The organism is Pauljensenia sp. C0170B4, assembly GCF_056590235.1.
The window spans coordinates 18,472-45,009 of record NZ_JBWPVS010000004.1; the positions used below are offsets into that span (position 1 = coordinate 18,472).

Here is a 26,538-nt window from a genome sequence, read left to right on the forward strand (position 1 = left end):
AACTAGCCAAATACCATCATCAATCGTGCAACGCGCTGAAGAAGCAGAATACCGATGAACAGCACCATGAAACCGACATCGAGTGCGATCCCGTTACCCAGTCTGAGCGGCGGAATGTAGCGACGCAGGAAACGCAGAGGTGGGTCAGTCAACGCGTAGAGCACATTACCGATCACAATGACGGCCGTTGCTCGCGGATGCCAGTCGCGGGCAAGAATACGGATCCAGTCAAAGATCATCCGTCCAAACAGCACCAGCAGGTACAAGCTGGCACAGAAGTGTACAGCGGCGCCGAGTATGTACACGGGCATTACTCTGCCTGGCTGAACAGCTCCGCACCGTGGGAGGGGGCCATTCCGGATGACACCTTGACAGATCGCGGCGACAGCAGGTAGACGCGTTGAGTCACGCGTTCAAAGTGTCCGCGCAGGCCGTACACCAGCCCGGCGGAGAAATCGATCACGCGGCGCGCTTCATTGTCAGGCAGGTCGGTCATGTTGACGATGACAGGGATATCGCTGCGGAAGGCGTCGCCGATGCTGCGCGCATCCGCATAGGAGGTGGCGTGAATGGTCTGAATTCGGGCCAGATCATTCGGCTCAGTTTGCTGCACTGTTTCAGTGCGGCGCACTGCAGGTGTGGGTTCGTAGTCGGACAGTTCAGTGACGTCTGCCCACTGTCCGGGCTCTTCCTGTTCCATTTCGGGTTCATCGAACTCGTCATCGGATGTATCCCATCCCATGAATTTCTTCGCGCGCGTAGAAAATGATTCCGCCATCGTTTCTCCTCTGTCAGGCCGCTGATCTCACGCTAATCGAGAAGATAACGCACAGGCCTCAAGTTGCCTCGGCATGTCGCAACGATGGCGAAATGATCAATGCCTGGCGTCCGCAGGTGGGGTCGCGCCTGTAGGAGTGGAGGGCCGGCGTTTCCCGGGTGCACCGCAGGTCGTGTTCAATTGTGTCGACGCCCGCTTCGCGCAGTTCGCTGCATACCCCCTCGCGAAGATCAAGGCCGGGGGTGCCCCAACTGGTGTGGGTACACATATGTGGTCGAACGGCTGCTACGTCGTCCCACAGCGCGCGGTCCACCTCGTAGCATTGGCCACATATGCAGGCACCGACAAAGGCGCTGATCGGCTCCGCGCTCATGCGGCGAATCCGGCGAACTGTCGCGCTGAGTATTCCACCGAGCAGCCCCGTGCGTCCGGCGTGGATCGCCGCCAGGATCGTCCCATGAGCTACACTCAGGCACACAGGCACGCAGTCGGCAACCATCACGGCCAGTCCCGTGCGTGGCCCCTCGGCCAGATTGACGACGAGGGCGTCTGCGTCAATGTGGTCGCTGATCGCATCGACGACGCGGACACGCGTGGAGTGTGTCTGGTCCATCCAGGTCAGCGGGCTTCCGGTCAGCTTGCTCAGGTGATCGCGGCGCTTCGCCACTGCCTGAGCATCATCGCCAACGTGGTATCCCACGTTATTGCGAAGTGGGCAGGTGCCCGACCCCGCTTCAGTGTGCGTGATCAGGGCGCCTGCCCACTCGATCGGTGTGATCATGTTTCAGCGCAGAAAATCAGGAATATCCAGGTCGTCAGCGGAGTCATCCTCGTCGAAGATGCGCGGCACTTCCAGCGAATCGGCATCTCGCGGAGCAGGCTGAGCACTGGGCGCATCCGACGGTGTGGCGGACGGCGCCTGCGTGCGGGTAGGCACGCGAGGTTCTGCACGATGTGCGGGGCGAACCGGCGTCTGGGAAATGGTTCCCGCTGAGCGTTCACGCAAGGGTTCTTCCGCAGACTTCGGGGCCGGCGCGGCGACAGGTGCCGGCTGTTCCGGCTTCTTCGCTGGCGCATCGGTGTTACCTGACGTCACGGGCTGGTCGTCAAATCCGGCCGCAATGATGGTGACGCGGATCTCGTCGCCCAGCGAATCGTCAACGACGTTGCCGAAGATGATGTTGGCTTCAGGGTGAGCGGCTTCGCGCACCAGCAGTGCGGACTGGTAGATCTCCTGCAGGCCAACATCCGAGCCACCCTGGAAGAACATGAGGACGCCGTGAGCGCCGTCAATGCTGGCTTCAAGCAGCGGGGAGGAAATCGCGGTTTCCACGGCGCGCAGCGCGCGGTCATCACCTGTAGCAGCACCGATACCCATCAGCGCGGATCCGGCATCCTGCATCACGGACTTCACGTCGTTGAAGTCGACGTTGATCAGACCCGGGGTGGTGATGAGTTCAGTGATTCCCTGCACTCCCGAGAGCAGGACCTGGTCGGCTGCCTGGAATGCTTCAAGGATCGAGATATTGGGATCCGAGATGGACAGCAGGCGATCATTCGGGATGACGATCAGCGTGTCGACTTCTTTGCGCAGTGCCTCCACGCCCTGTTCGCCCTGGGCGGCGCGACGCATGCCTTCAAAGGAAAAGGGGCGGGTGACGACGCCGACTGTCAGAGCGCCGGAGTCGCGGGCGGCTTTGGCAACGATGGGGGCTGCGCCCGTTCCCGTGCCGCCTCCTTCACCGGCGGTGACGAACACCATGTCGGCGCCTTCAAGGGCGGCCTTGATGTCATCGATGTGGTCTTCAGCTGCCTGACGGCCCACTGACGGGTCAGCTCCCGCTCCCAGGCCGTGGGTCAGGTCGCGACCGATATCAAGTTTGGTTTCAGCATCTGACATCAGCAGAGCCTGGGCGTCTGTGTTCACCGCAATGAATTCGACGCCTTTGAGTTCTGCTTCGATCATTCGGTTAACAGCATTGACGCCGCCGCCGCCGACTCCGACCACCTTGATCACTGCGAGGTGGTTTTGAGGTCCTGCCATTTTGTGCCCCTCCCACTCAACCCTCAACCTCAAGTTGAAGGTTGGTGTTTCTCCTGTATTCTGCCGGAAAGACGGTAGAAAACAACACCTCAAACTGCAAGGAAAGATGTGGGCGTGTCGCTAGGACGTGACCGGCCGGGTCGGAGAACTTACGTCATAGACCTGCGCAGGTCGTTGGTCGATCAGAACCTTCAGGACGCGTGACTTCAGATCCGAATCATCCTGGGTCCCCCACCGCACCACACGGTTATCCGCCAAGGTAATGGTCAGCTGCTGTCCGTCGGCACTGATCTTGCCTGTCATCTGACGCAGCTCAGAACTGAGCGCCGCCCACACCGTCTGGACCTGCTCAATTGCCTGCGCTCTGAGAGGGGCCTCAGATGGAAGCGCGACAACAGGCAGACCCTCGGGCGGATCCCCGGGTATCTCCACGCCGTCCTCGTCAATGACGCGGGCATTTTCACCGACCATTTCCACCATCACTGGCCTGCGAATGGTGATCGTAATGGTCAGCCCATCGGGCCACGAACGCTGCACCTGGCTGTCGCGTACCAGCGTCAGCGAGTTCACAGCCTGCACAACTGATGACATTGACAGTCGCGTAATCGGGGTTCCGCTGAATTCGTCGACGCTGGCAATCACCTGCTCGGCCGGTACGACCTCATTCGCGCCCTCGACGGTGATGCGCGAGGTCGTGAGGGCGAAAAGTGGCGAAAAGAAGATGGCCCAGATCGCCGCTGCAGCAAGGAGGACAGTGACAATAATCGACATCAGAGTGCGAAGAGACAGCCGTCTACGTGCTTTGCGTCGTTCATCAAGACGGGTGACCTTCGAGTTTTTCTGGCCCCTCGCGCGCCGCTCGCCGAATGCGTCGACCGCACTGGACGAGGACAGCGGCGTGCGCATCTGGCGTGGCCCGCGGATACGTTCCACCGACGCGGATCGCGTGGCCGACGCAGATCGCTGAGTCGAGGCGGGCCGCCTGCTCGATTCGGAATGCTGCGTTGATGCGGATCGCCCACCGACTGCATGGCGATCATGCACGGTGGAGCATTCAGGCTGTTCGGCAGGCTCGTGGGGAGGGCGAGGCCGGGGTGGTTGCCTCACTGCACGTCCCCGTTGCGCCATTCATCGAGAACGTCATCTGCGCATTGCGTGATTGAGCCGGCACCCATGGTCATCACTATGCCATGTTCTCCTGTCTGACGCGCTGCCAGGCGGGCAGCTTCATGCATGTCCGGGATCCATTGGGCTCGAGGCAGGTGCGCCACGATCAATCCGGAGTCGATTCCCTCGATCGGATCTTCACGCGCCGGGTAAATATCGGTGACGACCACATGATCCGCGTGCGCCAGAGCGTCAGCGAAACGCTGGGCAAAAGCTCGTGTGCGACTAAATAGATGCGGCTGGAAGACGACGGTTACCTCGCCGCCGTCAGCTACGATCCGGGCCTGCCTGAGAGCTGCTTCCACCTCGGTCGGGTGGTGCGCGTAGTCATCAATAACGCGTCTGGAGCCCACCTGGCCGCGAAGTTCGAATCGGCGACCTGTACTTGAAAAATGCGACAGACCGTTGGCAAGACGGCCGGCATCGACCCCCAGCGCGCATCCTGCCGTCCATGCACCCGCCGCGTTGAGCACGTTATGATCACCCACCACGGCGAGGCGAATCGTCGCCTCCAGCGCGTCAGGTCCGCGCAGGTGGGCGCTCGAGCCATGATCAGTTGTCGCAACATCAGTTATCGTCACATCCGGCACCGCCTCACAGCGTTCAGGGCGGCCATAGGTCAGCGTGGTGATGCCATCGCGACGAGCTGCCTGCGCCAACGCCCGCGCACCTCGATCTTCCGCGCAGCACACCAGTGTTCCACCGGCAACGATGCGGTGCGCAAAGTCCACAAATGCCTGCTCGAACGCCTCCGTTGAGCCGTAGTGATCCAGGTGGTCCGGCTCAACATTGGTGACGAGGGCGACTGTCGGATGGTAGTTCAGGAATGAGCCATCGGATTCATCTGCCTCGGCCACAAAAATGTCTCCGCCGCCCAGGTGCGCACCAGTGCCAAATTGGGGCACGATACCGCCGACCGCGCACGAGGGATCTTCCCCTGCTTCAGCTAACGCAATAGTCAACATGGCAGATGTCGTAGTCTTGCCGTGCGCGCCGGCAACAGCGACAAAACGCATGCCGCTGGCGGCATAGGCAAGTGCCTGGGAGCGGTGAATAACACTCTGGCCACGCTCGGTGGCACGGACCAGTTCCGGATTCGTTGGACGCACTGCCGTCGAGACTACAACTGTGGCGTCGGCCGGGACCCGATCAGCGTCATGGCCGACATAGGCGTCAATTCCCGCTGCCTGAAGCCTGTCAAAGACAGATGACGGATTCTGATCCGACCCGCTGACGGTACAACCACGAGCATGAAGCAGCTCTGCCACCACGCTCATACCGGCTCCGCCGACGCCAATGAGATGAACTGTGCTGATACCGGTTTGCGCGTTCATCTGCACATCTCCTCCACGAGGTCTGTCAGGCGCTCAGCGGCGTTGGCAGAGGATCCATGAGCTGACGCGCTGCGCATCCGGCTGAGGCGCTCCTGGTCAGTCAGTATGCCCATGACGTCGGTGCGTGCGCGTTCAACGGTGAAGTGCGCGTCGTTGATCAGCTCTGCACCGCCTGCTGCGACGTGGTCATGCGCATTCAGACGCTGCTCACCGTTGCCGATCGGGAGGGGGACATAGACGGCAGGCAGTCCGAGGGCGCTCAGCTCCGCGACGGTGCCGGCACCTGAGCGGCAGACCACCAGGTCGGCCACGGCCAGCGCATCATGCATGTCAGTTGTGTAGTCCACCACGTGCCATCGGTGAGCCACTCCCGCCTCGTCAATACTGGCACGCACGGCATCGTCCTTGCCTCTACCGGTCAGGTGCAGAACCTGACAGCCCTCAGGCAGCTCGGAGGCGATGGATGCCATGACTGTGTTGATGTGAAGCGCCCCCAGGGAGCCGCCCGTGATGACCAGCGTGGTCAGATCCGGGTCAAGTCCGAAGCGCTGCGCGCCTTCGACGCGGGCGGTGCGGGCACCCTCGTCGGTGGTTCGCAGATGCGCCAGGCGCGCGATCTGCGGGCGGAGGGGCAATCCGACGACCTCGGTGCGTCCCTGTCGTGCTGCAAGCGGCGTGGAACCGAACGTGAGTGCGACGAGGGCGGCCCATCTGGCTCCCAGCCGGTTCGCCAGGCCGGGGCGCGCATTTTGTTCATGAATGGCGATCGGGATGTGCTCTGAACGTGCGGCAAAGTAGGCGGGGGTGGAGACGTATCCACCAAAACCCAACAACCCGTCAGCTCCTGTGATCACGTTGCGGGACTGCGCGATTGCGTGGCGCAGTCGCTGCGGAACTGTCAGCAATGCCGGGGTGGGTCGGCGTGGCAGGGGCACACGTTCAATTTCGTGAAACTCAAATCCTGCTGCCGGGACCAGATCTGCTTCCAGGCCTTCGCGCGTGCCGAGGATTCGCACATCCCATCCGCGCTCACGCAGACACGTGGCCGTTGCCAGCAACGGATTGACGTGACCGGCTGTGCCGCCGCCTGCCAGAACTATTGTGTGTGTCATCGCGCCTTCTGTGCCTGTCGTACTGGTCGTGTGCGCGCGGGACGCTTGTGAATGCGTCGGCGTGGATCGCGTCCTGCGGAAGCCTCGTCGGGAGAGCCGAACATTCGCATGCGAGCATTCGCGCGCGCACATGACGCTACCACCCCAACAGCGCTAGCGGTAAATACGAACGCCGAACCGCCAGAGGACACCAGCGGCAACGGCACGCCGATCACCGGGCCGATGCCGGTTACCGACATGACGTTGATGACGGTCTGAACAGCGATCCACGATGCGATGCCGCCGCACATAACAGCGGCAAAAAGCGATGTGGTTTCCCTGCTGACGCGCACCATTCCCCACACCATCAGCATCATGAGAACCAGGACCGAGCATGTGCCCAAAAGGCCGAACTCCTCGCCCACGATGGCAAGGATGAAGTCGGTGTGCGCGGCCTGGAGGTATTCCCACTTTTCACGCGATGCGCCCGGTCCCAGCCCCATCAGCCCTCCAGAGCCGAATGCCCACAGCGCGTGGTCGATCTGTTCGGGAGCTGAGGTGGAGCGCTCCGGCCCCATGCCGGGAATAATGGCGATGATGCGCCTCAGTCGCGTGGGGTTCTGCACGACGAGGAATGCCAGAATCGGGATCGCTGCTAGGATCGCATAGCCGAACCACTTCCTGGGCAGTCCTGCCACCCACAGCGCGCCAAAGGCACACGTGGCGACGACGAGGGCTGTCCCCATGTCGTGTCCGAGCATGACCAGGCCAAGCGCAACGGCGGTCGCACCACCACAGCGGATCGCCATTTGCTTGAAGTCATCACGGCGCGAATCCCTGCGGGCGACGAGCTGGGCCAAAGCGATGATGAGCGCCAGTTTAAGCAGTTCGGATGGCTGGATCAGGAACGGCAGACCGGGGATATGGATCCAGTTCGTGTTGCCGCCCTCGGCACGGCCAAACAGCGGCACCATGACCAGGGCCTGGAGGAGGCAGGCGAGTGCGAACAGCACAAGGGCTCCGGCGTAGTAGACCTTCTCGGGCACCATCTGTGCCACGAACATCATGATGAGCCCGATTGTCGTCAGCGCCAGCGGCTTCAGGAAAGCGATATAGGGGTTTTCACCCTGGGCAATGTTGGTGACGGCGGAGGCAGAAAACCCCATGAGCAGTCCGATCAGTGCCAGCAGCACTGCGGGGATGATGACGAGGTAGTAGGACGTGACAGGCGAGGATTCACGCGCGGCAGATGACTGGCCTTCCCGCCCGAAGCGGATCGCCGGTATGCGATGCCACAGGCGCGCCAGCCGTTCGCGCGGACTGCGGGTCACCTGGTCCGCCACAATCTGCCTCCCCTACTTGTTGGTGTTCCACATGTCTTCCAGGCGCTGCACCGCCTGGGCAAAAACATCGCCTCGCTGGCCGTAGTTGTCGAACTGATCCCACGATGCGGTTGCCGGAGCCAGCAGCACGGTGTCGCCCGGTCGCGACAGGCCAACCGCCTCGTTCACCACCGAGAACATCCAGTCATCATGACCATCAACTTCCACGACAGGCACCGACGGAGCGTGCGCCGCCAGTGAGTTCCTCAAAGGCGCCCGGTCGACGCCAATGAGCACCACGCCGCGCAACAACGGGGCGACGCGGGTGACAAGGTCGTCGAAGTTCTGCCCCTTTGCGTCTCCCCCAGCAATCCAGATGGCAGTTCCCGGCGTGACACCAGCCAGGGAAGCAGCGGCGGCATGCGCATTGGTGGCTTTTGAATCATCAATCCACGTCATGTCCGCTGCGTGCGAGATAATGGCTCGCCGGTGGGCGGGTTGCGTGAAAGTGCGCAGACCCTCTGCAACAGCTTCGGGCGTCACTCCATGTGCGCGTGCAAGAGCGGCGGCCGCCAGCGCATCCATCAGGAGTGCGGGCGAGGGCTGTGCACCGGAGACATGAACGAGGTCATCGAATTCAGCCAGATGCAATGCGTGCGTGCGTCGTTCATCCAGAAAGGCCCGATCGACGAGGGTGTCCTCGACAATGCCGACCTGTGAGACAGCAGGGGTGCCCAGTGTAAATCCGATGGCGCGCGCCCCTTTAATGACGTCCGCGTTCTCCACCATTTTTTCGATGCGACGGTCAGCTGACGGATAAACGCATGCGATGCGTGTGTTTTCGTAGATGCGTGCCTTTGCCTGCGCGTAGGCCTCGACACTGCCGTGCCAGTTCAGATGGTCGGCATCGACGTTGAGGACAACGGACGCTTCCGGCGATACGGTGCGGGTCGAATACAGTTGGAATGAGGATGCCTCCACTGCAAACACGTCAGCATCATCGTCAATGAGCTGCGTGATGGGGACGCCGATATTGCCTACTTCGAGGGCATTCTCTCCGCCTGCGCGCAGCATGGCCGCCAGCATCGACACCGTTGTGGTCTTGCCGTTCGTACCGGTGACCATCAGCCAGGGGCGGCCTGCATGCAGGCCGGATTCCTGCAGGAGCCACGCCAGTTCCATCTCGCCGACGACCGGGATATCCGCGGACAATGCCGATTGCCATACTGGCTCGTGGGGTGCGATTCCCGGAGACATGACGATCAGGTCGGGCGCGGTCTGCACGACGCGTGTGGCCAGTTCATCGGCGTCAGCGATAACCTCGACACGGTCGTTGTTTTCGGCAACGTCGTGCTGGTCGAAGCCCGTGACGTCCCAGCCTCGTGAACTCAGGGCGCGGCCTGCGGCCCGACCGGACATTCCCCATCCGATGATTGCTGCACGACCGGGTTGGGGCAGTTGTTCCATTACAGCCATGACACCCACTCCGCGTAGAACAGGCCGACGCCGATCACTGCCAGGAGTGCGGCGATCAGCCAGAAACGGATCACGATGGTGATTTCTTTCCAGCCCTTGAGTTCGAAGTGGTGGTGAAGCGGCGCCATGCGGAAGACACGTTTGCGCGTCATTTTGAACACACTGATCTGGATGACGTCAGACATCGTGATGATGACGAAGAGTCCGCCGATGATGACGGCCAGGAACTCCGTGTTCGTGAAAATCGACATGCCGGCGACTGCGCCGCCCAGGGCGAGAGATCCGGTGTCCCCCATGAAGATCTGTGCGGGTGAGGCGTTGAACCAGAGGAAACCGGCCAGCGCTCCCACCAGGCCGGCGCAGAAAATTGCCAGTGACAAGGGGTCACGGGTCGTGTAGCAGGCTGCCGTGTTGATCGTCGTTCCCCAGCACGACTGTGTCACCTGAAAAACTGAGATCAGCGCGTACGCACCGAAGACGAAGATTGATGCGCCGGTCGCCAGACCATCCAGGCCGTCTGTCAGGTTCACGGCGTTGGACCATGCGGCAACCAGAAAGTTGACCCACAGGACGAACAGGATGCCGCCCACGATGATGCCCGCGAACGCCAGATCGATACCGGTGGGACGTGCCACGGATATCGCCGTCGATCCAGGTGTGATGCCGTGTTCGTTGGGTCGCATCAGTGCCAAAATGGCGAAGATGGAGCCGATCGCCACCTGCATAATGATCTTCGCACCTGCGTGCAGGCCAAGGGATCGTTGTTTGCGTATTTTGATGCCGTCGTCGAGCAGGCCGACGATTCCCAAGCCGACAAAGAGGAATGCGAGCAGGAGTGATGAATAGGCGGGCAGCGTGCGGTTTACGACGTTGCCGGCAAGCCACGCGATGATGGTGGCGCCGATGAAGACAACGCCACCCATTGTCGGTGTGCCACGTTTGGTCAGGTGTTGGGTGGGGCCGTCCTGGCGGATGAACTGTCCGTATTGGTGACGGACAAGGAATCGGATAAACAGGGGTGTCAGGCCCAGTGAGAGCACCAGGCCGACCGCGAATGACGCAATAACCCCGATCATCGACTGCACCCGCTTTCCATCAGTGTTGCGGCAATCTGCCACGCATGAGATCCGTATGAGCCTTTGACTAACACAATGTCGCCGTCACGAACGGCGCTGGTGAGTTCGCCCAGTGTCTCATTCCAGTCTTCACTGTATGTCACTTCGGTGCCTGAATCTGTTTTCGCCTGCGCGTGGGAGGCAAGTGGCTGCGCATCAGCTGACCATGTGAAGATATGGGACACGCCTGCATCAAGTGCCATTTGGGCAACGTCTCGGTGCAGGGCCTCGGACTGCTCCCCCAGCTCCAGCATGGCGCCCAGCACTGCCACGGTTCGCGCATTGCGTTGAGCACCCAGATGCTTCAGAGCGGTCAGTGCTGCGCGCATGGAATCCGGGTTGGCGTTGTAGGCGTCATCGATCAGGATGATGGTGCGTCCCTCGTCCAGCGTGACTGTCTCGATGTCCATCCTGTGTGGTGATGATGGCCCCGAAGCGGTCAGGACTTGCGCAATGGTCTGCGTGTCGACGCCGCACGCGTATGCGCCGGCTGCGGCTGCCAGCGCGTTGTGCACATGATGCGCACCCACCAATGTCAGGTGCACGTGAGCACGTCCTTCGGGTGTGATTAGGTCGAATGCGGCGCGTTCGTCAGCGTCGATCGTAATGTTTTCCGCGCGGATCCACGTGTCGGTGAACTGCGGGTACTGAGTGCGCGTGGTGAATCCGATGATGCGTCCTGGCGCACGCTGAGCCATCGCCGCCACGTAGTCATCATCAGCGTTCAGTACAGCTGTCCCGTCAGGTTTCATGCCCTTAATCAGTTCGGCTTTTGCGGAGGCGGTGGCTTCGCGCGATCCAAAGCCTCCCAGATGCGCTGTGCCCACCATCAGTTCAATCGCCACATCCGGAGCGGCAATGCCGGTGAGCATGCGCAGATGTCCAGGCCCCGATGCACCCATTTCCAGCACCAGGTGACGTGTGTGTTCGTCGGCCTTGAGGACGGTCAGTGGCAAGCCAACCTCGTTATTGAAGGACAGTTTGGGCGCAACGGTCGGCCCGTCGGTCGCCATGAGCGCAGCAAGCAGATCCTTGGTGGTGGTTTTTCCGGCGGACCCTGTCACAGCAATGACATCGAGGGGGCCTGCCTGTCGCAGGTCCTCCAGATGTGCATGGGCGAGGACGCCGAGCGCCTCGGTCGATTCGGGGGTGACGATCTGGGTCAGTCCGGCCTGTGGTATTTCACGTTCGACCAGGGCGGCCACCGCTCCGTTGTCTCGTGCACTGGCGATGAAGTCGTGCCCGTCGGCTTTCTCGCCGCGACGGGCGACATAGAGCGATCCTGCGGTTGCTTCACGCGAATCGGTGACCACTGATCCCGTGATCGTCACGTCAGGGCCGATCATCTGCCCGCCCACTGCTCGGGCTACCCATTCTGCTTGCCTGTTCATCGTCCTTCTTTCAGCAGGTTGTCCCTGTCCTCTATCATGAGCCCGGTCTGAGCGGGAATAGCTCTGCCTGTTCCTGTGATGCGGGAATTGCGAGATTTCGCACCGCCTGTGAGGCGACCTCCGCGAAGAGGGGCGCCGCCGAATCGGATGAGATCACTCCGACTTTCGGATTGTAGAGCACAACTGACACTGCGATCTGAGGCGCTTCGGCGGGGAGGACACCTGCCATAGTGGATACGGTTGCGGGCACGCCGTCCACGAAGATGTCAGCAGTACCCGTTTTGAGGGCCAGCCGGTATCCGTCCATCTTGGCTGTCTGCCCAGTGCCGACGTCCGTCGCCACGGTCGATTCCATCATCTTCAGCAGGTCGGATGCACTCTGTGCGCTCATCGCCTGGACTGGTTGGACTGGGTCGGGGGTATGGACAGTACCGTCGGCCAATTGCCACGAGTCGATGATGCGTGGCGGCATGCGCACACCGCCGTTGCCGATTGTGGCCATCATCGTGGCTTCCTGGACGGCTGTCATGGAGTAGGACTGTCCGAACATGGACACCCATTTGTCTCGTCCGATCCACTGGTCGGGTGTGCGAACCACGCCGGATGATTCGCCGGCCAGTTCAATGCCGCTAGGGGCACCGAGACCCAGCTTCAGCATCATGTCATACCGGTCGGCATCGTCAACGGTCTGCCCAATCAGGATCGTGCCTGTGTTGGATGATTCTGCCAGGATTCCTGTTGCCGTCATTCGTTCTGTGGGATGCTCGTGGAAGTCACTAATCGGGCCGTCAGCTCCCGGCAGGTCGTCCAGAGAGTAGGGCACGGTAAATTCACTGGTCGGGGTGATTGTGCCCTTATTCAGGGCTGTGGCCACGGTGACGACCTTGCCGACCGATCCGGGTTCAAATGCATATTGGACGGCGGAAACCGGCTGAGGTGTGGCACTGTTGGGCGCGGTGGAATTGGAATCAGCCAGGGCGAGGATTCGTCCGGTCTTCACGTCGGTGATGACGACGGCACCCCAGTCGGCGTTATGTGCTTTCACGCGCGCATCGAGGGCTTCCTGGACACCATGCTGAAGGTCGGCGCGAAGTGTTGTGCGCACCGATCCGCCTGAGACCGGTTCAACCACTGTGTGCTTTCCGCCCGGCATAATGGCGCCGTTCGGAGCAATTTCGAAGGCTTCACGTCCGGCGCTGCCCTGCAGAATCTGATCCATCGTGGCTTCAAGACCGGAGGCGCCGACCCCCTCGGCATTGATGGTGCCAATGACGGGGCCTGCGGTCGAGCCATTGGGGTAGGTGCGCTCAAAAGCTGATTCCCACTCAATGCCGTAGATGTCCATGGCACGAATCTTGCGATAGGTCACCGCATCCACGTTCTTCTTGACGTAGGCATACGTCGAATCACCGACCATCAGTCCGCCCAGTTCGACCGGGTCCATCTTGAGCAGTGGGGCAAGCTGCGAGGCTGCTGCTGCCGGCCCGATCTGACCGTCATGTTCGTAGGTGCGGATATTGATCTGGTTGACGGCAATGTGGTAAGTCTGCACGGATTCAGCCAGGACGATTCCGGTGTCATCAGTAATGGAGCCACGTTGAGCGGTGATATCAGAGGCCGATGTTCGCACTTCGAGGCCTTCGGCAGCCAGAGCTGGCCCCTGGACGATTTGCAGCAGGAAGAGGCGCAGCACACATGCGCACAGTGCGAAAAGGGTGATGAACAAGATCCAGTGGGCGCGCCGAGCCGACTCCTGCCGCCCCGCACGAGTGTTCATCTAGTGAGCCTTTCTAGCTGCGCGTTATTCACTACGAAAAGCGGCCTGGCCGCCCTCGACGGTGCCGTTCGACAACGTGACGAACCCGGTGGGTCCTGCCGGAACCATACCAAGATCGCGTGCAGATTTTTCGAGGGCCTGAGGTGACGATGCGTTGTGCAGTTGCGTCTGCAGGGTCCACGCTTCAGCATCTAGCGCGTTGACCTCCAGCTGCATCTCCCTGATCTCAAACGCAGTTTCAGCCATCTGCGTGTTGACGACCAGCGGCACGACAATTGCCGCCAGCAGAATCGCGATCGCCAGGAGTGCGAGCGGGATGACTGAGCGCTGCGGAATCTTTCCCTCGATCAGGTGCAGGGTGGGCCGCAGCGTCTCGCGGGTACGGGATGCTGGACGTGTACGCGCCACTGCTTCGTTTGTCATTGTGGCCTCCATGGGGAACGGATTTCGACGGCGCGCACGCGCACGGATCGTGATCGAGGGTTGGATTCCTGTTCAGCGCTGTCAGCTTGAAGAGCGCCACGTGTGACCAGTGTCAGTGTCGCTTTCATGGACTCAGGCACCACCGGCAGTCCGGGCGGCGCATTGTCACGGGCGCCCTGAGCGAAGATCTCTTTGACGATGCGGTCTTCGAGGGACTGGTAGGCTTCGACAACCATTCGTCCGCCCACGCGCAGATGGCTCAGTGCCTGCGGAATGGCGGCCCGCAAAATGTCCAGCTCGTTGTTGACGGCAATTCGCAGCGCCTGGAACGTGCGTTTGGAGGGGTTTCCGCCCGTGCGGCGTGCCGGCGCAGGGATGGCGCGTTTGACCAGATCCGCCAGCTGTCCGGTTCTCGTGATGGGCTCCTCGGCGCGTTCTTTGACAATCAACGTGGCGATGCGGTGCGCAAAGCGTTCCTGCCCGAAGGTGCGCAGGATGTCCGTCAGTTCCTGCACGCTCGCATCTGCAATGAGTTCGGCTGCGCTGCGTCCACGGGTCGGGTCCATGCGCATGTCGAGGGGTGCGTCATGCGCGTAGGAAAAGCCTCGCTCTGTCTCATCGAGCTGCAGTGAGGAGACGCCCAGATCCATCAGGACGGCATCTGCCAGTCCGTCTGCCGAGTGGTCGTCAATGACCTGGCCGATTTGATCGTATGTTGTGTTCACGGCTTCGAAGCGCTGTCCATATTCGCGCAGACGTTCGCTTGCCAGCGCAATGGCCTGCGGGTCGCGGTCAATTCCGACCACACGGATGTGGGGAAAGCGTGTCAAGGCTGCGTGCGTGTGACCGCCCATTCCCAAGGTGGCGTCGATCAGAAGAGAGTCGGGCCGAGTGAGGGCAGGGGCGAGCAGATCCATGCACTGGTCGACAAGGACGGGTGTGTGCAGCTGAGCTGCATCGCGTGTAGTTTCTGCGCTCACGTTGCCTCCTTGTCCGTGATCTGCCTGTGTGCGTTCTTCCCACCTGCTTCTCCCCCGCCGATCTGCCATCGGGGAAGTGATGTCAGAGCGTCGGGCGGAGGGCACGGTGGGGTCAGAACATTCCGGGGATGATTTCGTCCGCTGTATTGGCGAAAACATCTTCTTGGACGGTGAGGTACTCGCGCCACGCTGTGGTGTCCCAGATTTCAGCACGTGCGCCAGCTCCGATGACTGTGAGTTCCCGGTCAAGTCCGGCGTATGCTCGCAGGTCAGCTGGAACGACAACGCGTCCTTGTTTGTCTGGAATTTCCTTGTAGGCACCTGAGAGCATGACGCGAACCCAGTCGCGCGCCTGTTTCGATGACAAGGGCGCGCGCATCAGTTCTTGTGCCATGGACTCAAACTCATAGGCAGGGAATGCGTAGATGCAGTGTTCCTGACCACGGGTGAGGACGATTCCACCTTCCATGTCGTCACGGAAACGAGCAGGCAGAATGACACGCCCTTTGTCGTCGAGCTTCGGCTCGTACGTTCCCAGGAACATGCCACACCTCCCTTCCCCTCCGTGACACGCAGCTCCACTTTAACCCACTTTCAACCACTATGGGAACATTTTGCGCCCATGTTTCGGTTTATTTTGAAAATAAACGTTGGAAAATCGCGTAAAAATCAGGGTGGAGGAAGGTGGAGGGAAAATTCTCAACGCCGGGTGTTGACGGGCATGAATATGTGCCACATCGAGGCATATCAGGGTCGAGGCGCAGATTTCGCAGGGGTATTCCCTCATCGATGAGGGGTCAGCACACGCAGTGGTGCACAGTGGTGGACGTCCACGACATTCGCGGCGCGGTGATATCAGTGGGCAGCCAGCGCCAACTCACGTCAGTCACCCTCGTCGATGAGGGCACAAAAGAATGAGCGGCGGCAAGAATGGAGAACGAAGGAACGGCGAGTGTGCAGTGACTAGTCGCGGCCGCGTTCGTCCCAGCGGCGATTTTGATTCGCAACGAAATCCGTCCAACGTCCACTGGACGGCTTCGTGCCAGACTTCTTCGACGAGGCGGGATCCACCGGGCGCGTATGCAACGCGAAGAGAATACCGGCGACCATGATGCAGAATCCGAGCACTCCCAGAAGGATCGACCATATGCCGTAACCGAGCGTCACACCACCGAGCACCACACACATGCCGATGACAGCGAAGAAAGCGCCGAGGATCATGTTGCGCGGGGAGAGTTTGGAGCGCCGAGGGGAATCAGCGGAAGTGTCGTACGAGGAACGTGCACGTGAGGATCGCGAGGTGCGAGCCGACATGGTCGAGGCGAGTTCCGGATCGTCCTCACGCAGCTGGCTCTCCATTTGTTCGAGTATTTCTTTTTCATAGTCGGACAGGGCCATCGCGCACCTCCTTCGGCTGTGGACGTTACGGATCCAGTGTAACGGTCTAAGGTTCCCTAAGACCATTCGGGCCACGATCTGCAGGCGACACATCGTCTTTTTTGACGCTAGTGCCCAGCAAAGAAGCTGGTCGCAATGCTCCGTCACCGAAACGCTCACTGGCGTGATCCATCGCCTCCTCCACAGCCCGCGAGCGCCCGTCATTGTCCATCAGGACCGCCACGCCGTCCCGGCGCAGCTGCAGATTTTCGGCTCGCACGCCCATGAGTCTGACTCCCCCGCTCGGCATCACTTCGGCTGCAAACAGGTCGTGGGCAGCGCGGGCAATGACGCGGCCTTCATCGGTAGGCGCCACCAGTGTGGCGGATCGTGTGATCGTGCGGAATGAGGCATCGCGCATCTTCATCGTAACCGTCCACGCCACCTGTCCGCCTGCTCGCAGTCGACGAGCGCACTTGTGGGCGGCTCGCACGATGAACTGCTCAAGGTCACGCCGACTGGTCACGTTCGTCTCAAAGGTTGTTTCGGTTCCGACCGATTTTTCTTCGCGTTCCACATGCACGCGCCTGCGGTCGATGCCCCACGCCAGGTCGTGCAAGTGGTGCGCACTGGCCACTCCCAACAGCTTCGTCAACCGTATCATCGGCATCTGCGCCAACTGGGCGACACGTTCAACGCCTTCCTGCTGCAGCACATCCAGCGTTCGACCTCCCACGCCCCACAACACGCCCACTGGCAAACTGTGCAGAAATGCCACCGTCTGATCCTCAGGTATCAGCAGCAGTCCGTCCGGCTTGGCGTGTGATGACGCGATCTTTGCAACGGATTTCGTGGAAGCGATCCCGACTGAGGCCGGCAGGCCGACCTCCTCCCGGATTCGCCTGCGGATGAGATGTCCGATCGTGGTGGGTGACCCGAGCCGGCGCCTGGCGCCGGCGACGTCCAGGAAGGCCTCGTCAATACTGACCTGCTCAACCAGTGGCGTGATCTGAGCGAGGATCGCCATCACGCGCGTCGAGTATGCGCTGTATATTTCCCGGCGTCCGGAGACCACCTGCGCACTGGGGCACAGTGCGCGCGCCCGCGCCATCGGCATACCGGCACGCACTCCGAATTCACGTGCTTCGTAGGTTGCGGATGTGACCACGCCCCGCATTCCTGATCCGCCGACGATCAGCGGTCTGCCACGCAGCTGCGGATTTTCCAGCAGTTCAACCGAAGCAAAGAAGGAGTCCATATCCACGTGGATGATCGGGGTGGCTGAATCGTCATCGCCCCAGTTGCGTTTGGCGCGCTTGTCGCGCGGCGCGTTCGACATGGCTCCTCCCCTCATCACTATCTTAGGGGCGTTACAGTAACGGGTATGTCTTCACGCGACGCTCACGAATTTGCGATCTCCACTGGCTCGGCACGGGTGACGTGGGATGGTTCCCATGCGACAGTGTTCGTCAACGGTGCGGAGTCCTCCAGTGTCGATGTCGACCATCCTGAGGTGCTCGAATTTGAATACATGCAGCATATGGATGCCGCCCTCGAAGCGCTTGCACCATCACCTGAGCCGGTGCGTGTCCTCCATATCGGCGGAGCCGGCTGCGCTCTGGCATGGGCATGGAGCATCAAGCGTCCACAGTCGCGCCATTGCGTCGTTGAAATCGATGAAGATCTGGCGCACACCGTGCGTGACCTGTTTGATCTGCCGCGCTCGCCTCAACTCAAGATACGTGTGGGCGAAGGGCGCCAGGTCCTCGATTCGACACGCCCTGAGCGGTGGGACGTCATCGTACGTGACGCTTTTTCCGATCAGAGCGTGCCCCGCCAGTTGATGACGCTTCAGGCGGCTCGATCAGCATGGGATGCCCTCGTACCGGGTGGACTGTACGTGGCCAACGTGCCGCACGGTGGGAAGGCAAACGGGCGCCCTGACGTTGCTGCAATCAGCGAGGCGTTCGGCGAAGTTGTCGCCGTTGCGGACCCGAAGGTGGCGCGTTCAGGCAGGTGGGGCAATGTCATGGTGGCCGGACGGAAGACGGTCCGCGACCAGTCGCCTCACTTTGCGCCGCTGGATGTTGCCCAGTTGGACCGGCTGCTGCGCAAGCTCGCACTTCCAGCGCGCATCATGGCAGGTAAGTCGTTAAACCAGTGGATTGCGGGGGCTCGGCCTATGGAAGATCCACAGGGCGAATGATGCGTACGTGAGCACGCCGCGCATTCACGATCACACCGATCACCCCGATGAGCAGTGTGATGGCCTGGATGGACATCGCCACGCGGAACTCGCTCCACCCGTATTCGCGTGTCGGGTTCAACAGGTCAAGGACGACGCCGATGACCTGCACTGTCACGATCGTGGCAACGAAGCCGCCCATATTGACCGTTCCGGTTGCCGTACCCAGGCGGTGTTCGGGTGAAGAGCTGCGCACAAAGTCGAATGCAATTGTTGAAGCGACGCCGCTGACGGGAAGCACGATTCCCAGCAAGAATGCTGCCCAGGCACCGGCAGGCTGCACGCGAGCCAGCACGATGACCCATGCGAAGGTGGAGGCAGCGGCCGCGGCCAACACGCCCAGAACTCTGCCACCGGGTCGTAACGCGGTCAGCTGACCGACAACTGGACCGATCGCAATATTGACGCAGGTGAATGCTACGAGCACCGCTGAGGCGACAGCGGGGCTCAGTCCCATGCCGAGAGTCATGAACGGAACGCCCCACAAGAGTGTGAACGTCATGCCGGGCATTCCGCCTGTCCAGTGGGCAAAGAACCCGAGCCATGTCGACGGGTCACGCATGACGAACTTAATGGTAGTCAGTGCGTGCTCCCCCTGCTGATCTGAACGCTCACGTTTCGCTCCGGGTTTGTCCGCAACAGCCAATCCGATGAGGAGGGTTGCCGAAAATCCAAGACCCGCCAGGATGCAAAAGGCTGGAGTCCAGCCGAAGGCGCGCAGCGCCCACAGGAAGGGAACGGCTGACACCACCTGGCCGAGCAGTCCGACAATTGCGGTGAGCTGAGTCATCAGCGGTACGCGAAATGGGGTGAACCAGCTCGGTACCAGGCGCAGCACAGAAATAAAGGCCGTCGCGTCACCCACTCCCAGCAGAATGCGGGCAGCAAATGCCAGCGGCAGGTTCGTCGCGCACGCCATGGCAATGTGGGCGATGGACACGAGGGCTGCGCCGATCATGAGAACGCGTCGCGGCCCCCACCGATCCAGCGCAAGTCCCGATGGGATCTGCATCGCAGCGTAGACGAACAGCTGCACGGAGGAGAACGCAGCCAACACGGATGCGGGCATGGCGAAACGATCCATCGCTTCAATACCGGCAACGCCCAGGGATGTACGTGCAGCAACGGCCAGCACGTAGGCGAACATGGCGCTCGTCCAGACGAGAAGTGCCCGCCTAGTCATCGGATGGCTGCTGAGGGGGTCCCCATGTCGGATCGGCACGGTGGCGCAGAGTCTGGTTACGTTCGGTTGCCTCACTGTCGTTGCTGCGTTCACGCAGGCGTCGCAGAACATCCTCGACAGTTTCGCGCTGGCCCTGTGATGGGCGCGCCGATGATTCGCTCTCGGCGCCACGAGCAGGACGCGCGTGGAAGGAACCTTCTTCGAGGCGGTCGAGGACATCATCAATGGTGACTTGATCCTCCTCGTCACCCTGCGTTGCCTCGTCGGTGTTCGCGCTGGTCGCGTCAGCCTCGGCTGAACGCTGTGAGCGGGTACGCAGGAACTCCTCGATGGTCTCGGTAATGTCCTCCGCCGACATTGCGGAGCTTTCCGAGTCAGGCAGCCGGAAGGTTTCCGTGCTGTTCGACGCGGTCGCCAGCGCGTCATAGTGCTTTTCGAGGGCGGCGATGGTACGCGAGACTTCCTCGTTGGCCTCAATGAGCTGAGTTACCTGGTCGATCTCCTCACTGGCACCGCGCTCCAGGTCGCCAACCGGAAGAGACAGGTCAGCGTAGTCCGACAGCGAGGTCAACAGCGCTGAAGCGGCACGCGGGTACTGCGTGTCAGACATGTAATACGGCACTGCCGCCAGCATGGTCACACCGTCAATGCCCTGACTGGCCAGGTGGGACTGCAGGAATGACGTCATGGGTGCCGGAAAGCGCATCGTTCCCGACATCTGCGGCTGCTCAGGCAACAAGGAGCCGTCTGTGGCGTGCATATGAACAGGTGTGGGCCGTGTATGCGGCACACCGGAAGGGATGCCGTGCAGCGAGAACGAGATCTCCACGCCTGCCTGCTCAGCAAGGTGGGACACGGCTCGGACGAACGTTTCCCACTTCGCGTCGGGTTCAGGCCCGTGGAGAACCAGCAGCGGCACTCCCGCATCGTCGTAGACCAGGTCAAGTGCAATTTCAGGCACTTCAAGAGAGGTTGTCACCCAGTCGTCAATATTCATCACAGGGCGGTGTGAGCGGTAGTCGATGAACATGTCCGACTCAAACGTGGCCACGCGTTGGGTGTCCAGCGTGTGCAACAGTTGCTCGATTGCGAGGTGGCCGGCGGTTCCCGCATCCATCGCACCGTCAAAGTGTGTCAGCAAAATGGGGGCACGCGCGCCTTTGGCGGGGCCGTCGTCGTACGCTTCCCGGTCGTCCAGGAACTGATCAAGCGTATTGTCAGCCATCGCTGCCTCCTTTCAGCTGTGTCGCTACTACCACGGTACCCAAATCCGTGCCCTCAGGCGAGCTTTGAGCTACAAGGTGAAATTTCTATCTCGCTGTGTATGCCGAAGTCCTCCAGATAGGGCACAATAGTATGCCGTCAATTAGCCAGGAGGATGCATGTTCGAACCCGTCGACGCAGGCTCACAGGACCCCGAGATTGCTCATGAGCAGGCTGTCGTTGATGCGACGTACCACCGACTTGACCAGTTGAAGGATGAGTACCGTCTGGCGCAGGCACGCGCCCACCGCCAGCATGGTGTCGGCAACGCTCAGGGATTCACAGAACGTGACGTGCTCTCAGCACACTTCTCTGACCTGCGTGAGCGCCTCGATCAGGTGGAGGACCGCCTGGTGTTCGGCCGGATCGACATGGAAGATGACCTCACTCACTATGTGGGTCGCATCGGCATCTCAACTGCCGAGGGCGAACCCATGCTGATTGACTGGCGCGCCCCCGCTTCGCGACCCTTTTACCAGGCGACGGCCATTGATCCACAGGGTGTAATCCGGCGGCGCCACCTGACCACCCGAGCCCGCCGCGTCACCGCAATCGAAGATGAAGCACTGGATCAGGAGGCCGCAAACAAACGGAACATGACGCTCCAGGGCGAAGGCGCACTCATGTCCGCACTGAGCGAAGCCCGTCAGGGCCACATGACCGACATTGTGTCGACCATTCAGGCCGAGCAGGACAGCGTGATCCGCTCAGAAGATTCCGGCCTGGTCATCGTTCAGGGTGGTCCGGGAACCGGGAAGACCGCTGTTGCGCTGCATCGCGCCGCCTACCTGCTGTACACACAGCGTGACAGGCTCCAGCATTCCGGTGTCCTCCTGATCGGCCCCTCCCACGTTTTCCTGCGCTACATCGAGCAGGTATTGCCGTCTCTAGGTGAAACAGGCGTCGTGTCCGTGACGATGGGTGACCTGCTGCCCGGATTCCATGCACAGGCCCACGACAGCGAGCGCGTGGCACGCATCAAAGGCAAGGCGGTGTGGCAGTCGATTATTCGCCGCGCAGTCAAGGGGCTGCAGCGCGTACCTGACGCTGATCAGGAGCTGCGCGTGTGGTCACGCACCGTCACGCTGACCGTAGAGGACATCCGCGCCGCACATGCTCACGCCCGCCGCACGGGCAAGCCCCACAATGAGGCGCGTGACGGTTTTGCGCTGGAGCTCATGGATGTTCTGGCGCGCCGACTGGCTGCCGATGAACGTGATCGCCGTTCGCGCGAAGGGGTGCATGACGTGGACGGCAACGACGTGGAGATGTGGCGTCAGGAGATCCGTGATTCGGTGGATGCTCGTCGCGCCATCAACCTGGCGTGGATGCCGACTTCTCCGCTCACGTTGCTGGAGAGGATTTTTGCTCGCCCGGGCTATCTGGAACAGCTCAACGCTTCGGTTCCCAATCGCCTCACTTTCGATGAGATTGCTGGGCTTCGGCGCCCGAAAGGTTCCCCGCTGACAGTCAGTGATATTCCCCTGCTTGATGAGTGTGCGGAGCTGCTGGGGACATCCTCGGCCTTGCGTGAGCGTGAGGATAATGAGCGCGCCGAGCGTCTGGCATATGCGCGCGAAGCCATTGAGCGCCAAAACCTGGGCGACGGTATCGTCACGGCTCAGATGCTGGCTGATGCGACACGTGAAGGGGAATCTCATTCGTCACTGGCTGAGCGTGCGCGACGCGACCGGTCGTGGACATATGGGCATATCGTCGTGGATGAGGCTCAGGAGCTCTCCCCTATGGCGTGGCGCGCTCTGTTGCGCCGCTGCCCGTCCCGCTCGTTTACTGTCGTCGGTGATCTGGATCAGCGTCGCGGACATGATCGCCCGTCCACGTGGCACGAGGCTCTTGGGCCAGCTGCGCGCGCCTTGAGCGAGGAGTATGTGCTGACGATCTCGTATCGCACGCCTCGCCAGCTCATTGACCGTGCTCAGCGCGTTATGGCGGCGGTAGGCGAACCCATGTCCGGTGAGCTTCAGGCTGTGCGTGATGTGACCGATGCCTATGAGCTCACGCATCTCGCGCAGGAGCACCAGCCACCCTCGTCACCTGAAACAGACGACATGTGGGAGCCGACGCGTGAGGCGATTCGGCGAGAATTGTCCGTACTTGACCACACGGTTGGGATTGGACGAGGGCGCCTGGCCATCATCATGGGATCGGAGCGCGCCGACCAGTGGAACGCTGACACAGATGGGCACACCACTCTCAGTGAGCGGGTCGCAGTGCTGAGTGCGACGGCTGCGAAGGGGCTGGAGTTTGACTCAGTTATCGTGGTGGAGCCTTCTGAGATTCTGGGCGACGGGCCGGGTGATCTTTTTGTGGCGCTGACGCGATCCACTCAGCGCCTGCATATCGTCTCCAGCGGACAGGTTCTGTCCGGACTTGAACAGAACTGACTTTCAGGTCACCTTTGTGAGAATATGAGCTTATGACTCGTGTTCTCTTGCTTGAAAATCCTCACGCTGACGCTGATCAAATCTTCGCAGATCACAATGTCGAGGTTGAACGCGTCAGCGGTGCCCTGGACGAAAATGAGTTGATTGAGGCGCTTCACGGTTTTGACATGGTGGGCGTGCGGTCCAAGACCCGTGTCACACAGCGTGCCATTGAAGCGAACCCTCAGCTTCAAGCAATCGGTGCTTTCTGTATTGGGACGAACCAGATTGATCTTTCCACGGCCACCAAGCACGGTATCGCCGTGTTCAACGCTCCGTATTCCAACACCCGTTCGGTTGTGGAACTGGCGATCGGTTTGATCATTGACTTGACGCGTCGTGTCACGGTCAAGAACTCGCGTCTGCACCGCGGCGTGTGGGAGAAGAGTTCGGACGGATCGCACGAGGTGCGCGGACGCACCCTCGGCATTATCGGCTACGGCAACATCGGCACGCAGTTGTCAGTGCTGGCCGAGGCGATGGGGCTGAACGTTATTTTTTACGACATTGCGGAGCGACTCGCCCTGGGCAACGCCACGCAGATGCCGACGATGGAATCGGTGTTGCGTGAGGCGGATATTGTGTCGATCCATGTTGACGGCGCACCGCAGAACCGGAATCTGTTTGGCGAAAAAGAATTCGACATGATGAAGAGCGGGGCGGTTTTCATCAACCTGTCGCGCGGGTTCGTGGTGGATATTGACGCGCTGCGCTCACACTTGTTGTCTCGTCATCTGGCGGGCGCCGCTATCGACGTGTTCCCGCAGGAGCCGAAGAAGAATGGCCAGCCGTTCTCCTCGCCGCTGGTGGGGATGGATAACGTGATTTTGACGCCGCACGTGGGTGGCTCCACCGAAGAGGCTCAGCTGGACATCGGACACTTTGTGTCAACAAAGCTGTGCGATTATCTGACGACAGGGTCGACGGATATGAGTGTGAATCTGCCGAATCTGCAGCTTGCGGCTTCGGCGCAGTCGCGTTACCGGATTGCGCTCATTCACCGCAATACGCCCGGTGTTTTGGCTTTGATCAACCAGACATTTGCTGAGTCCGGGGCCAATATTGACGGCCAGATTCTGTCGACGCAGGGGTTTGTGGGCTACGCCCTGACCGACATTTCTTCGGAATTGCCGCGTGAGGCTCTTCATGCCATTGAGTCGATGGACGATACGATTCGTCTGACCGTGACCAGTTTGTAGTGTGATACGCGTTTCTCCTGGCCTGCCAACCTACGCTACCGTAGGGTAGGTAAATCCTAGTGGAACGATCCAGGAGGAACAATGACACTGATGCATCAGCTTCAGGCTGGGTACGCCCCTGGCATTCCTTACTCTGTTGACATCAAGGACCACCGCATAACCGACGTTCTTGAGGATGTCGCTTCGCGTTATCCGAACCGCGTGGCGCTGGATTTCTTCTCACGCCCGACTACTTATCAGGAGTTGGTGAAGCAGGCTCGGCAGGGTGCGACGGTGCTGAAGAGAGCCGGTGTGCGGCCAGGCGATCGCGTGGCAATTCTGATGCCGAACTGCCCACAGCACATTGTGGCGGTGTACGCAGTGCTGTACGTGGGTGCTGTTGTGGTGGAGCACAATCCGCTGGCACCTGAGCGCGAAATTCACGAATCTTTTGACCGTCATGGTGCGCGCGTCGCTATCGCGTGGGAAAAAGTGGTGGACAAGCTGGCTTTTCTGCGCGGAACCGGCAGGGTTTTCGCAATGGATTTGACGCACGCCATGCCGAAGGTGACGCGTTTCCTGCTGAGCTTGCCGGTTAAGGCTGCGCGGGAAAAACGTCAGGAGATCTCCGCTCCAGTTCCCGCCTATGTACCCTCGTGGGACAAGTTGGTTGAGCATGCCGAGCCGATGTCCGGTGACAGTCCTGCTCGCCCCGACGATGCTGCGCTGTTGCTGCATACAGGCGGCACGACAGGCACTCCGAAAGCTGCGACGATTACGCACCGCAACATCATGGCGAATGTGGCGCAGGATATTGCCTGGGTTCCAGATCTGCACGAGGGCTCTGAGGTTGTGTACTGCGTGCTCCCCCTCTTCCACGCCTTTGGCTTCGGTGTTTCGTTTATGGCAGGTATCCGCCTGGGCGCAACGTTGGCGCTTTTCCCAAAGTTCGACACCGCGATGTTGCTGACTGCACAAAAGCGTTTGCCGTGTACCTTCTTCGTCGGCGTTCCGCCGATGTATGAGCGCATCCTGGATGCGGCAGAAGAACTTGATTCCGATCTCACGTCAGTCCGATTTGCGATCTCGGGCGCGATGCCGCTGGATGGTGAGCTTGCGGCCCGCTGGGAAGAAACCAGCAGGGGCCTGATCGTGGAGGGCTACGGCATGACGGAAGCAAGCCCGATTATCTTGGGTTCGCCGCTTTCCCCCGCGCGCCGCCCCGGCACGCTGGGTCTGCCCTTCCCGTCCACCGAGGTGCGAATTGTCAATCCTGACAACATTGACGAGGATGTTCCCGACGGTCAGATCGGTGAATTGATCGTCAAAGGTCCCCAGGTGTTTGCCGGGTATTGGAACCGTGAGGATGAAACCGAACAGACACTGATTGACGGGTGGCTGCGCACGGGCGATCTGGTGGTCCTTGATGACGGTTTCATCACGATGGCCGACCGCCGCAAGGAGATGATCAATTCGTCGGGCTTCAAGGTGTTCCCGAGCCAGGTTGAAGATGCGGTGCGCTCAATGCCAGGTGTTCGCGATGTTGCCGTGGTGGGATTGCCTGACAAGAAGTCAGGCGAGTCGGTTGCTGCAGCGATTGTGCTGGAGGCGGGCGCCTCTGTCACGTTGGATGACATTCGCACGTGGGCTGAAAAGTCACTGTCGCACTATGCGCTGCCACGCCAGCTCGTTGTCCTCAATGAGTTGCCGCGCTCTCAGATCGGCAAGGTGATGCGCCGCAGGGTGCGTGAGGATATTTTGTCGATGCAGTCGCGTGCCGCTGACCTTGCGCAGCAGGCCCAGGAGGTTGTCGACCAGGCTCAGTCTGCCGTGTCTGCTGCAGTGGAGCGTCTGCGTGATAAACGGCAGGGAGATTCGCACCGCGATCAGGATTCGAGCCGCAGCGACAAGTAGGCCGCTCGGTTGTAGGAGTCGGTTGTAGGAGCCCAC

General features: G+C 60.8%; 24 protein-coding genes. 5 read left to right on the forward strand and 19 right to left on the reverse strand.

Translation table 11 applies throughout. From position 1 onward, the window contains the following. Window positions 1-2: 2 nt before the first annotated feature. The 15 genes from AC1EJ1_RS05960 to mraZ form a co-directional block, all read right to left on the reverse strand. Window positions 3-311, reverse strand: a complete 309-nt coding sequence (locus AC1EJ1_RS05960) for a YggT family protein (protein WP_058236473.1) — start codon at window positions 309-311, stop codon at window positions 3-5. Then, window positions 311-778: a cell division protein SepF gene (locus AC1EJ1_RS05965; protein ID WP_058236472.1), complete on the reverse strand. Its 468-nt coding sequence runs from the start codon at window positions 776-778 to the stop codon at window positions 311-313. The genes AC1EJ1_RS05960 and AC1EJ1_RS05965 overlap by 1 nt, the downstream gene beginning before the upstream one ends. A 58-nt stretch (window positions 779-836) precedes the next feature. After that, a complete protein-coding gene (locus tag AC1EJ1_RS05970) occupies window positions 837-1,559 on the reverse strand; it encodes a purine nucleoside phosphorylase YfiH/LACC1 family protein (RefSeq protein ID WP_285014642.1) in 723 nt (240 codons plus the stop codon). Window positions 1,560-1,562: 3 nt separating this feature from the next. Then, on the reverse strand, window positions 1,563-2,822 hold the full coding sequence (gene ftsZ, locus AC1EJ1_RS05975) for a cell division protein FtsZ (protein WP_285014640.1): 1,260 nt from the start codon (window positions 2,820-2,822) through the stop codon (window positions 1,563-1,565). A 120-nt stretch (window positions 2,823-2,942) separates the two neighbouring features. Further along, entirely contained in the window at window positions 2,943-3,929 is a 987-nt protein-coding gene (locus tag AC1EJ1_RS05980) for a cell division protein FtsQ/DivIB (RefSeq protein WP_285014638.1), read from the reverse strand. Next, window positions 3,926-5,323 (reverse strand): UDP-N-acetylmuramate--L-alanine ligase, encoded by a 1,398-nt coding sequence (gene murC / locus AC1EJ1_RS05985; RefSeq protein ID WP_480295522.1) that lies wholly within the window; start codon window positions 5,321-5,323, stop codon window positions 3,926-3,928. Before murC ends, AC1EJ1_RS05980 begins: the two co-directional genes overlap by 4 nt. Further along, entirely contained in the window at window positions 5,320-6,435 is a 1,116-nt protein-coding gene (gene murG, locus AC1EJ1_RS05990; protein WP_480295523.1) for an undecaprenyldiphospho-muramoylpentapeptide beta-N-acetylglucosaminyltransferase, read from the reverse strand. The genes murC and murG overlap by 4 nt, the downstream gene beginning before the upstream one ends. Beyond that, complete coding sequence (locus AC1EJ1_RS05995; protein ID WP_227469203.1) at window positions 6,432-7,757, reverse strand: FtsW/RodA/SpoVE family cell cycle protein; 1,326 nt, start codon at window positions 7,755-7,757, stop codon at window positions 6,432-6,434. Before AC1EJ1_RS05995 ends, murG begins: the two co-directional genes overlap by 4 nt. A gap of 12 nt (window positions 7,758-7,769) precedes the next feature. Then, entirely contained in the window at window positions 7,770-9,203 is a 1,434-nt protein-coding gene (gene murD, locus AC1EJ1_RS06000) for a UDP-N-acetylmuramoyl-L-alanine--D-glutamate ligase (RefSeq protein WP_480295610.1), read from the reverse strand. Further along, window positions 9,203-10,288, reverse strand: coding sequence for a phospho-N-acetylmuramoyl-pentapeptide-transferase (gene mraY, locus AC1EJ1_RS06005; RefSeq protein WP_480295611.1), 1,086 nt, complete (start codon window positions 10,286-10,288; stop codon window positions 9,203-9,205). Before mraY ends, murD begins: the two co-directional genes overlap by 1 nt. Beyond that, a complete protein-coding gene (locus AC1EJ1_RS06010) occupies window positions 10,285-11,718 on the reverse strand; it encodes a UDP-N-acetylmuramoyl-tripeptide--D-alanyl-D-alanine ligase (protein ID WP_480295524.1) in 1,434 nt (477 codons plus the stop codon). Before AC1EJ1_RS06010 ends, mraY begins: the two co-directional genes overlap by 4 nt. Before the next feature lie 34 nt (window positions 11,719-11,752). Further along, a complete protein-coding gene (locus tag AC1EJ1_RS06015) occupies window positions 11,753-13,495 on the reverse strand; it encodes a peptidoglycan D,D-transpeptidase FtsI family protein (protein ID WP_480295525.1) in 1,743 nt (580 codons plus the stop codon). 24 nt (window positions 13,496-13,519) lie between these two features. Beyond that, window positions 13,520-13,918 (reverse strand): cell division protein FtsL, encoded by a 399-nt coding sequence (gene ftsL, locus AC1EJ1_RS06020; RefSeq protein ID WP_058236463.1) that lies wholly within the window; start codon window positions 13,916-13,918, stop codon window positions 13,520-13,522. Then, window positions 13,915-14,898 carry a 16S rRNA (cytosine(1402)-N(4))-methyltransferase RsmH gene (rsmH, locus tag AC1EJ1_RS06025; RefSeq protein WP_480295526.1) on the reverse strand — a complete coding sequence of 328 codons (984 nt, stop codon included), beginning with the start codon at window positions 14,896-14,898 and terminating at the stop codon, window positions 13,915-13,917. Before rsmH ends, ftsL begins: the two co-directional genes overlap by 4 nt. 112 nt (window positions 14,899-15,010) lie before the next feature. Further along, the gene (mraZ, locus tag AC1EJ1_RS06030; RefSeq protein WP_480295527.1) at window positions 15,011-15,442 is read right to left on the reverse strand and encodes a division/cell wall cluster transcriptional repressor MraZ; all 432 of its coding nucleotides are present in this window, start codon (window positions 15,440-15,442) and stop codon (window positions 15,011-15,013) included. 245 nt (window positions 15,443-15,687) lie between these two features. Here mraZ and AC1EJ1_RS06035 point away from each other — a divergent pair, with 245 nt between their 5' ends. Continuing rightward, window positions 15,688-15,816, forward strand: a complete 129-nt coding sequence (locus tag AC1EJ1_RS06035; protein WP_257590402.1) for a hypothetical protein — start codon at window positions 15,688-15,690, stop codon at window positions 15,814-15,816. 45 nt (window positions 15,817-15,861) lie between these two features. Here AC1EJ1_RS06035 and AC1EJ1_RS06040 read toward each other — a convergent pair whose 3' ends face one another. Both AC1EJ1_RS06040 and dinB read right to left on the reverse strand, forming a co-directional pair. Continuing rightward, window positions 15,862-16,296: a DUF3040 domain-containing protein gene (locus AC1EJ1_RS06040; RefSeq protein WP_058236460.1), complete on the reverse strand. Its 435-nt coding sequence runs from the start codon at window positions 16,294-16,296 to the stop codon at window positions 15,862-15,864. Window positions 16,297-16,342: 46 nt separating this feature from the next. After that, a complete protein-coding gene (gene dinB, locus AC1EJ1_RS06045) occupies window positions 16,343-17,614 on the reverse strand; it encodes a DNA polymerase IV (protein ID WP_480295528.1) in 1,272 nt (423 codons plus the stop codon). Window positions 17,615-17,659: 45 nt separating this feature from the next. Between dinB and AC1EJ1_RS06050 the strand changes: the two genes are divergently transcribed. Further along, complete coding sequence (locus AC1EJ1_RS06050) at window positions 17,660-18,481, forward strand: spermidine synthase (RefSeq protein WP_070725902.1); 822 nt, start codon at window positions 17,660-17,662, stop codon at window positions 18,479-18,481. Here AC1EJ1_RS06050 and AC1EJ1_RS06055 read toward each other — a convergent pair. Together AC1EJ1_RS06055 and AC1EJ1_RS06060 are read right to left on the reverse strand one after the other, a co-directional pair. Further along, window positions 18,456-19,703 (reverse strand): MFS transporter, encoded by a 1,248-nt coding sequence (locus tag AC1EJ1_RS06055; protein ID WP_480295529.1) that lies wholly within the window; start codon window positions 19,701-19,703, stop codon window positions 18,456-18,458. The genes AC1EJ1_RS06050 and AC1EJ1_RS06055 overlap by 26 nt on opposite strands. Continuing rightward, window positions 19,696-20,928: a PAC2 family protein gene (locus tag AC1EJ1_RS06060; RefSeq protein WP_480295530.1), complete on the reverse strand. Its 1,233-nt coding sequence runs from the start codon at window positions 20,926-20,928 to the stop codon at window positions 19,696-19,698. Before AC1EJ1_RS06060 ends, AC1EJ1_RS06055 begins: the two co-directional genes overlap by 8 nt. A 157-nt stretch (window positions 20,929-21,085) precedes the next feature. Between AC1EJ1_RS06060 and AC1EJ1_RS06065 the strand changes: the two genes are divergently transcribed. The 3 genes from AC1EJ1_RS06065 (at window position 21,086) to AC1EJ1_RS06075 (ending at window position 26,502) form a co-directional block, all read left to right on the forward strand. After that, a complete protein-coding gene (locus AC1EJ1_RS06065; protein ID WP_480295531.1) occupies window positions 21,086-23,371 on the forward strand; it encodes a HelD family protein in 2,286 nt (761 codons plus the stop codon). A gap of 32 nt (window positions 23,372-23,403) precedes the next feature. Then, window positions 23,404-24,609 (forward strand): phosphoglycerate dehydrogenase, encoded by a 1,206-nt coding sequence (gene serA / locus AC1EJ1_RS06070; RefSeq protein ID WP_070725907.1) that lies wholly within the window; start codon window positions 23,404-23,406, stop codon window positions 24,607-24,609. 81 nt (window positions 24,610-24,690) lie between these two features. Beyond that, complete coding sequence (locus tag AC1EJ1_RS06075) at window positions 24,691-26,502, forward strand: AMP-binding protein (RefSeq protein ID WP_480295532.1); 1,812 nt, start codon at window positions 24,691-24,693, stop codon at window positions 26,500-26,502. Window positions 26,503-26,538: the final 36 nt, after the last annotated feature.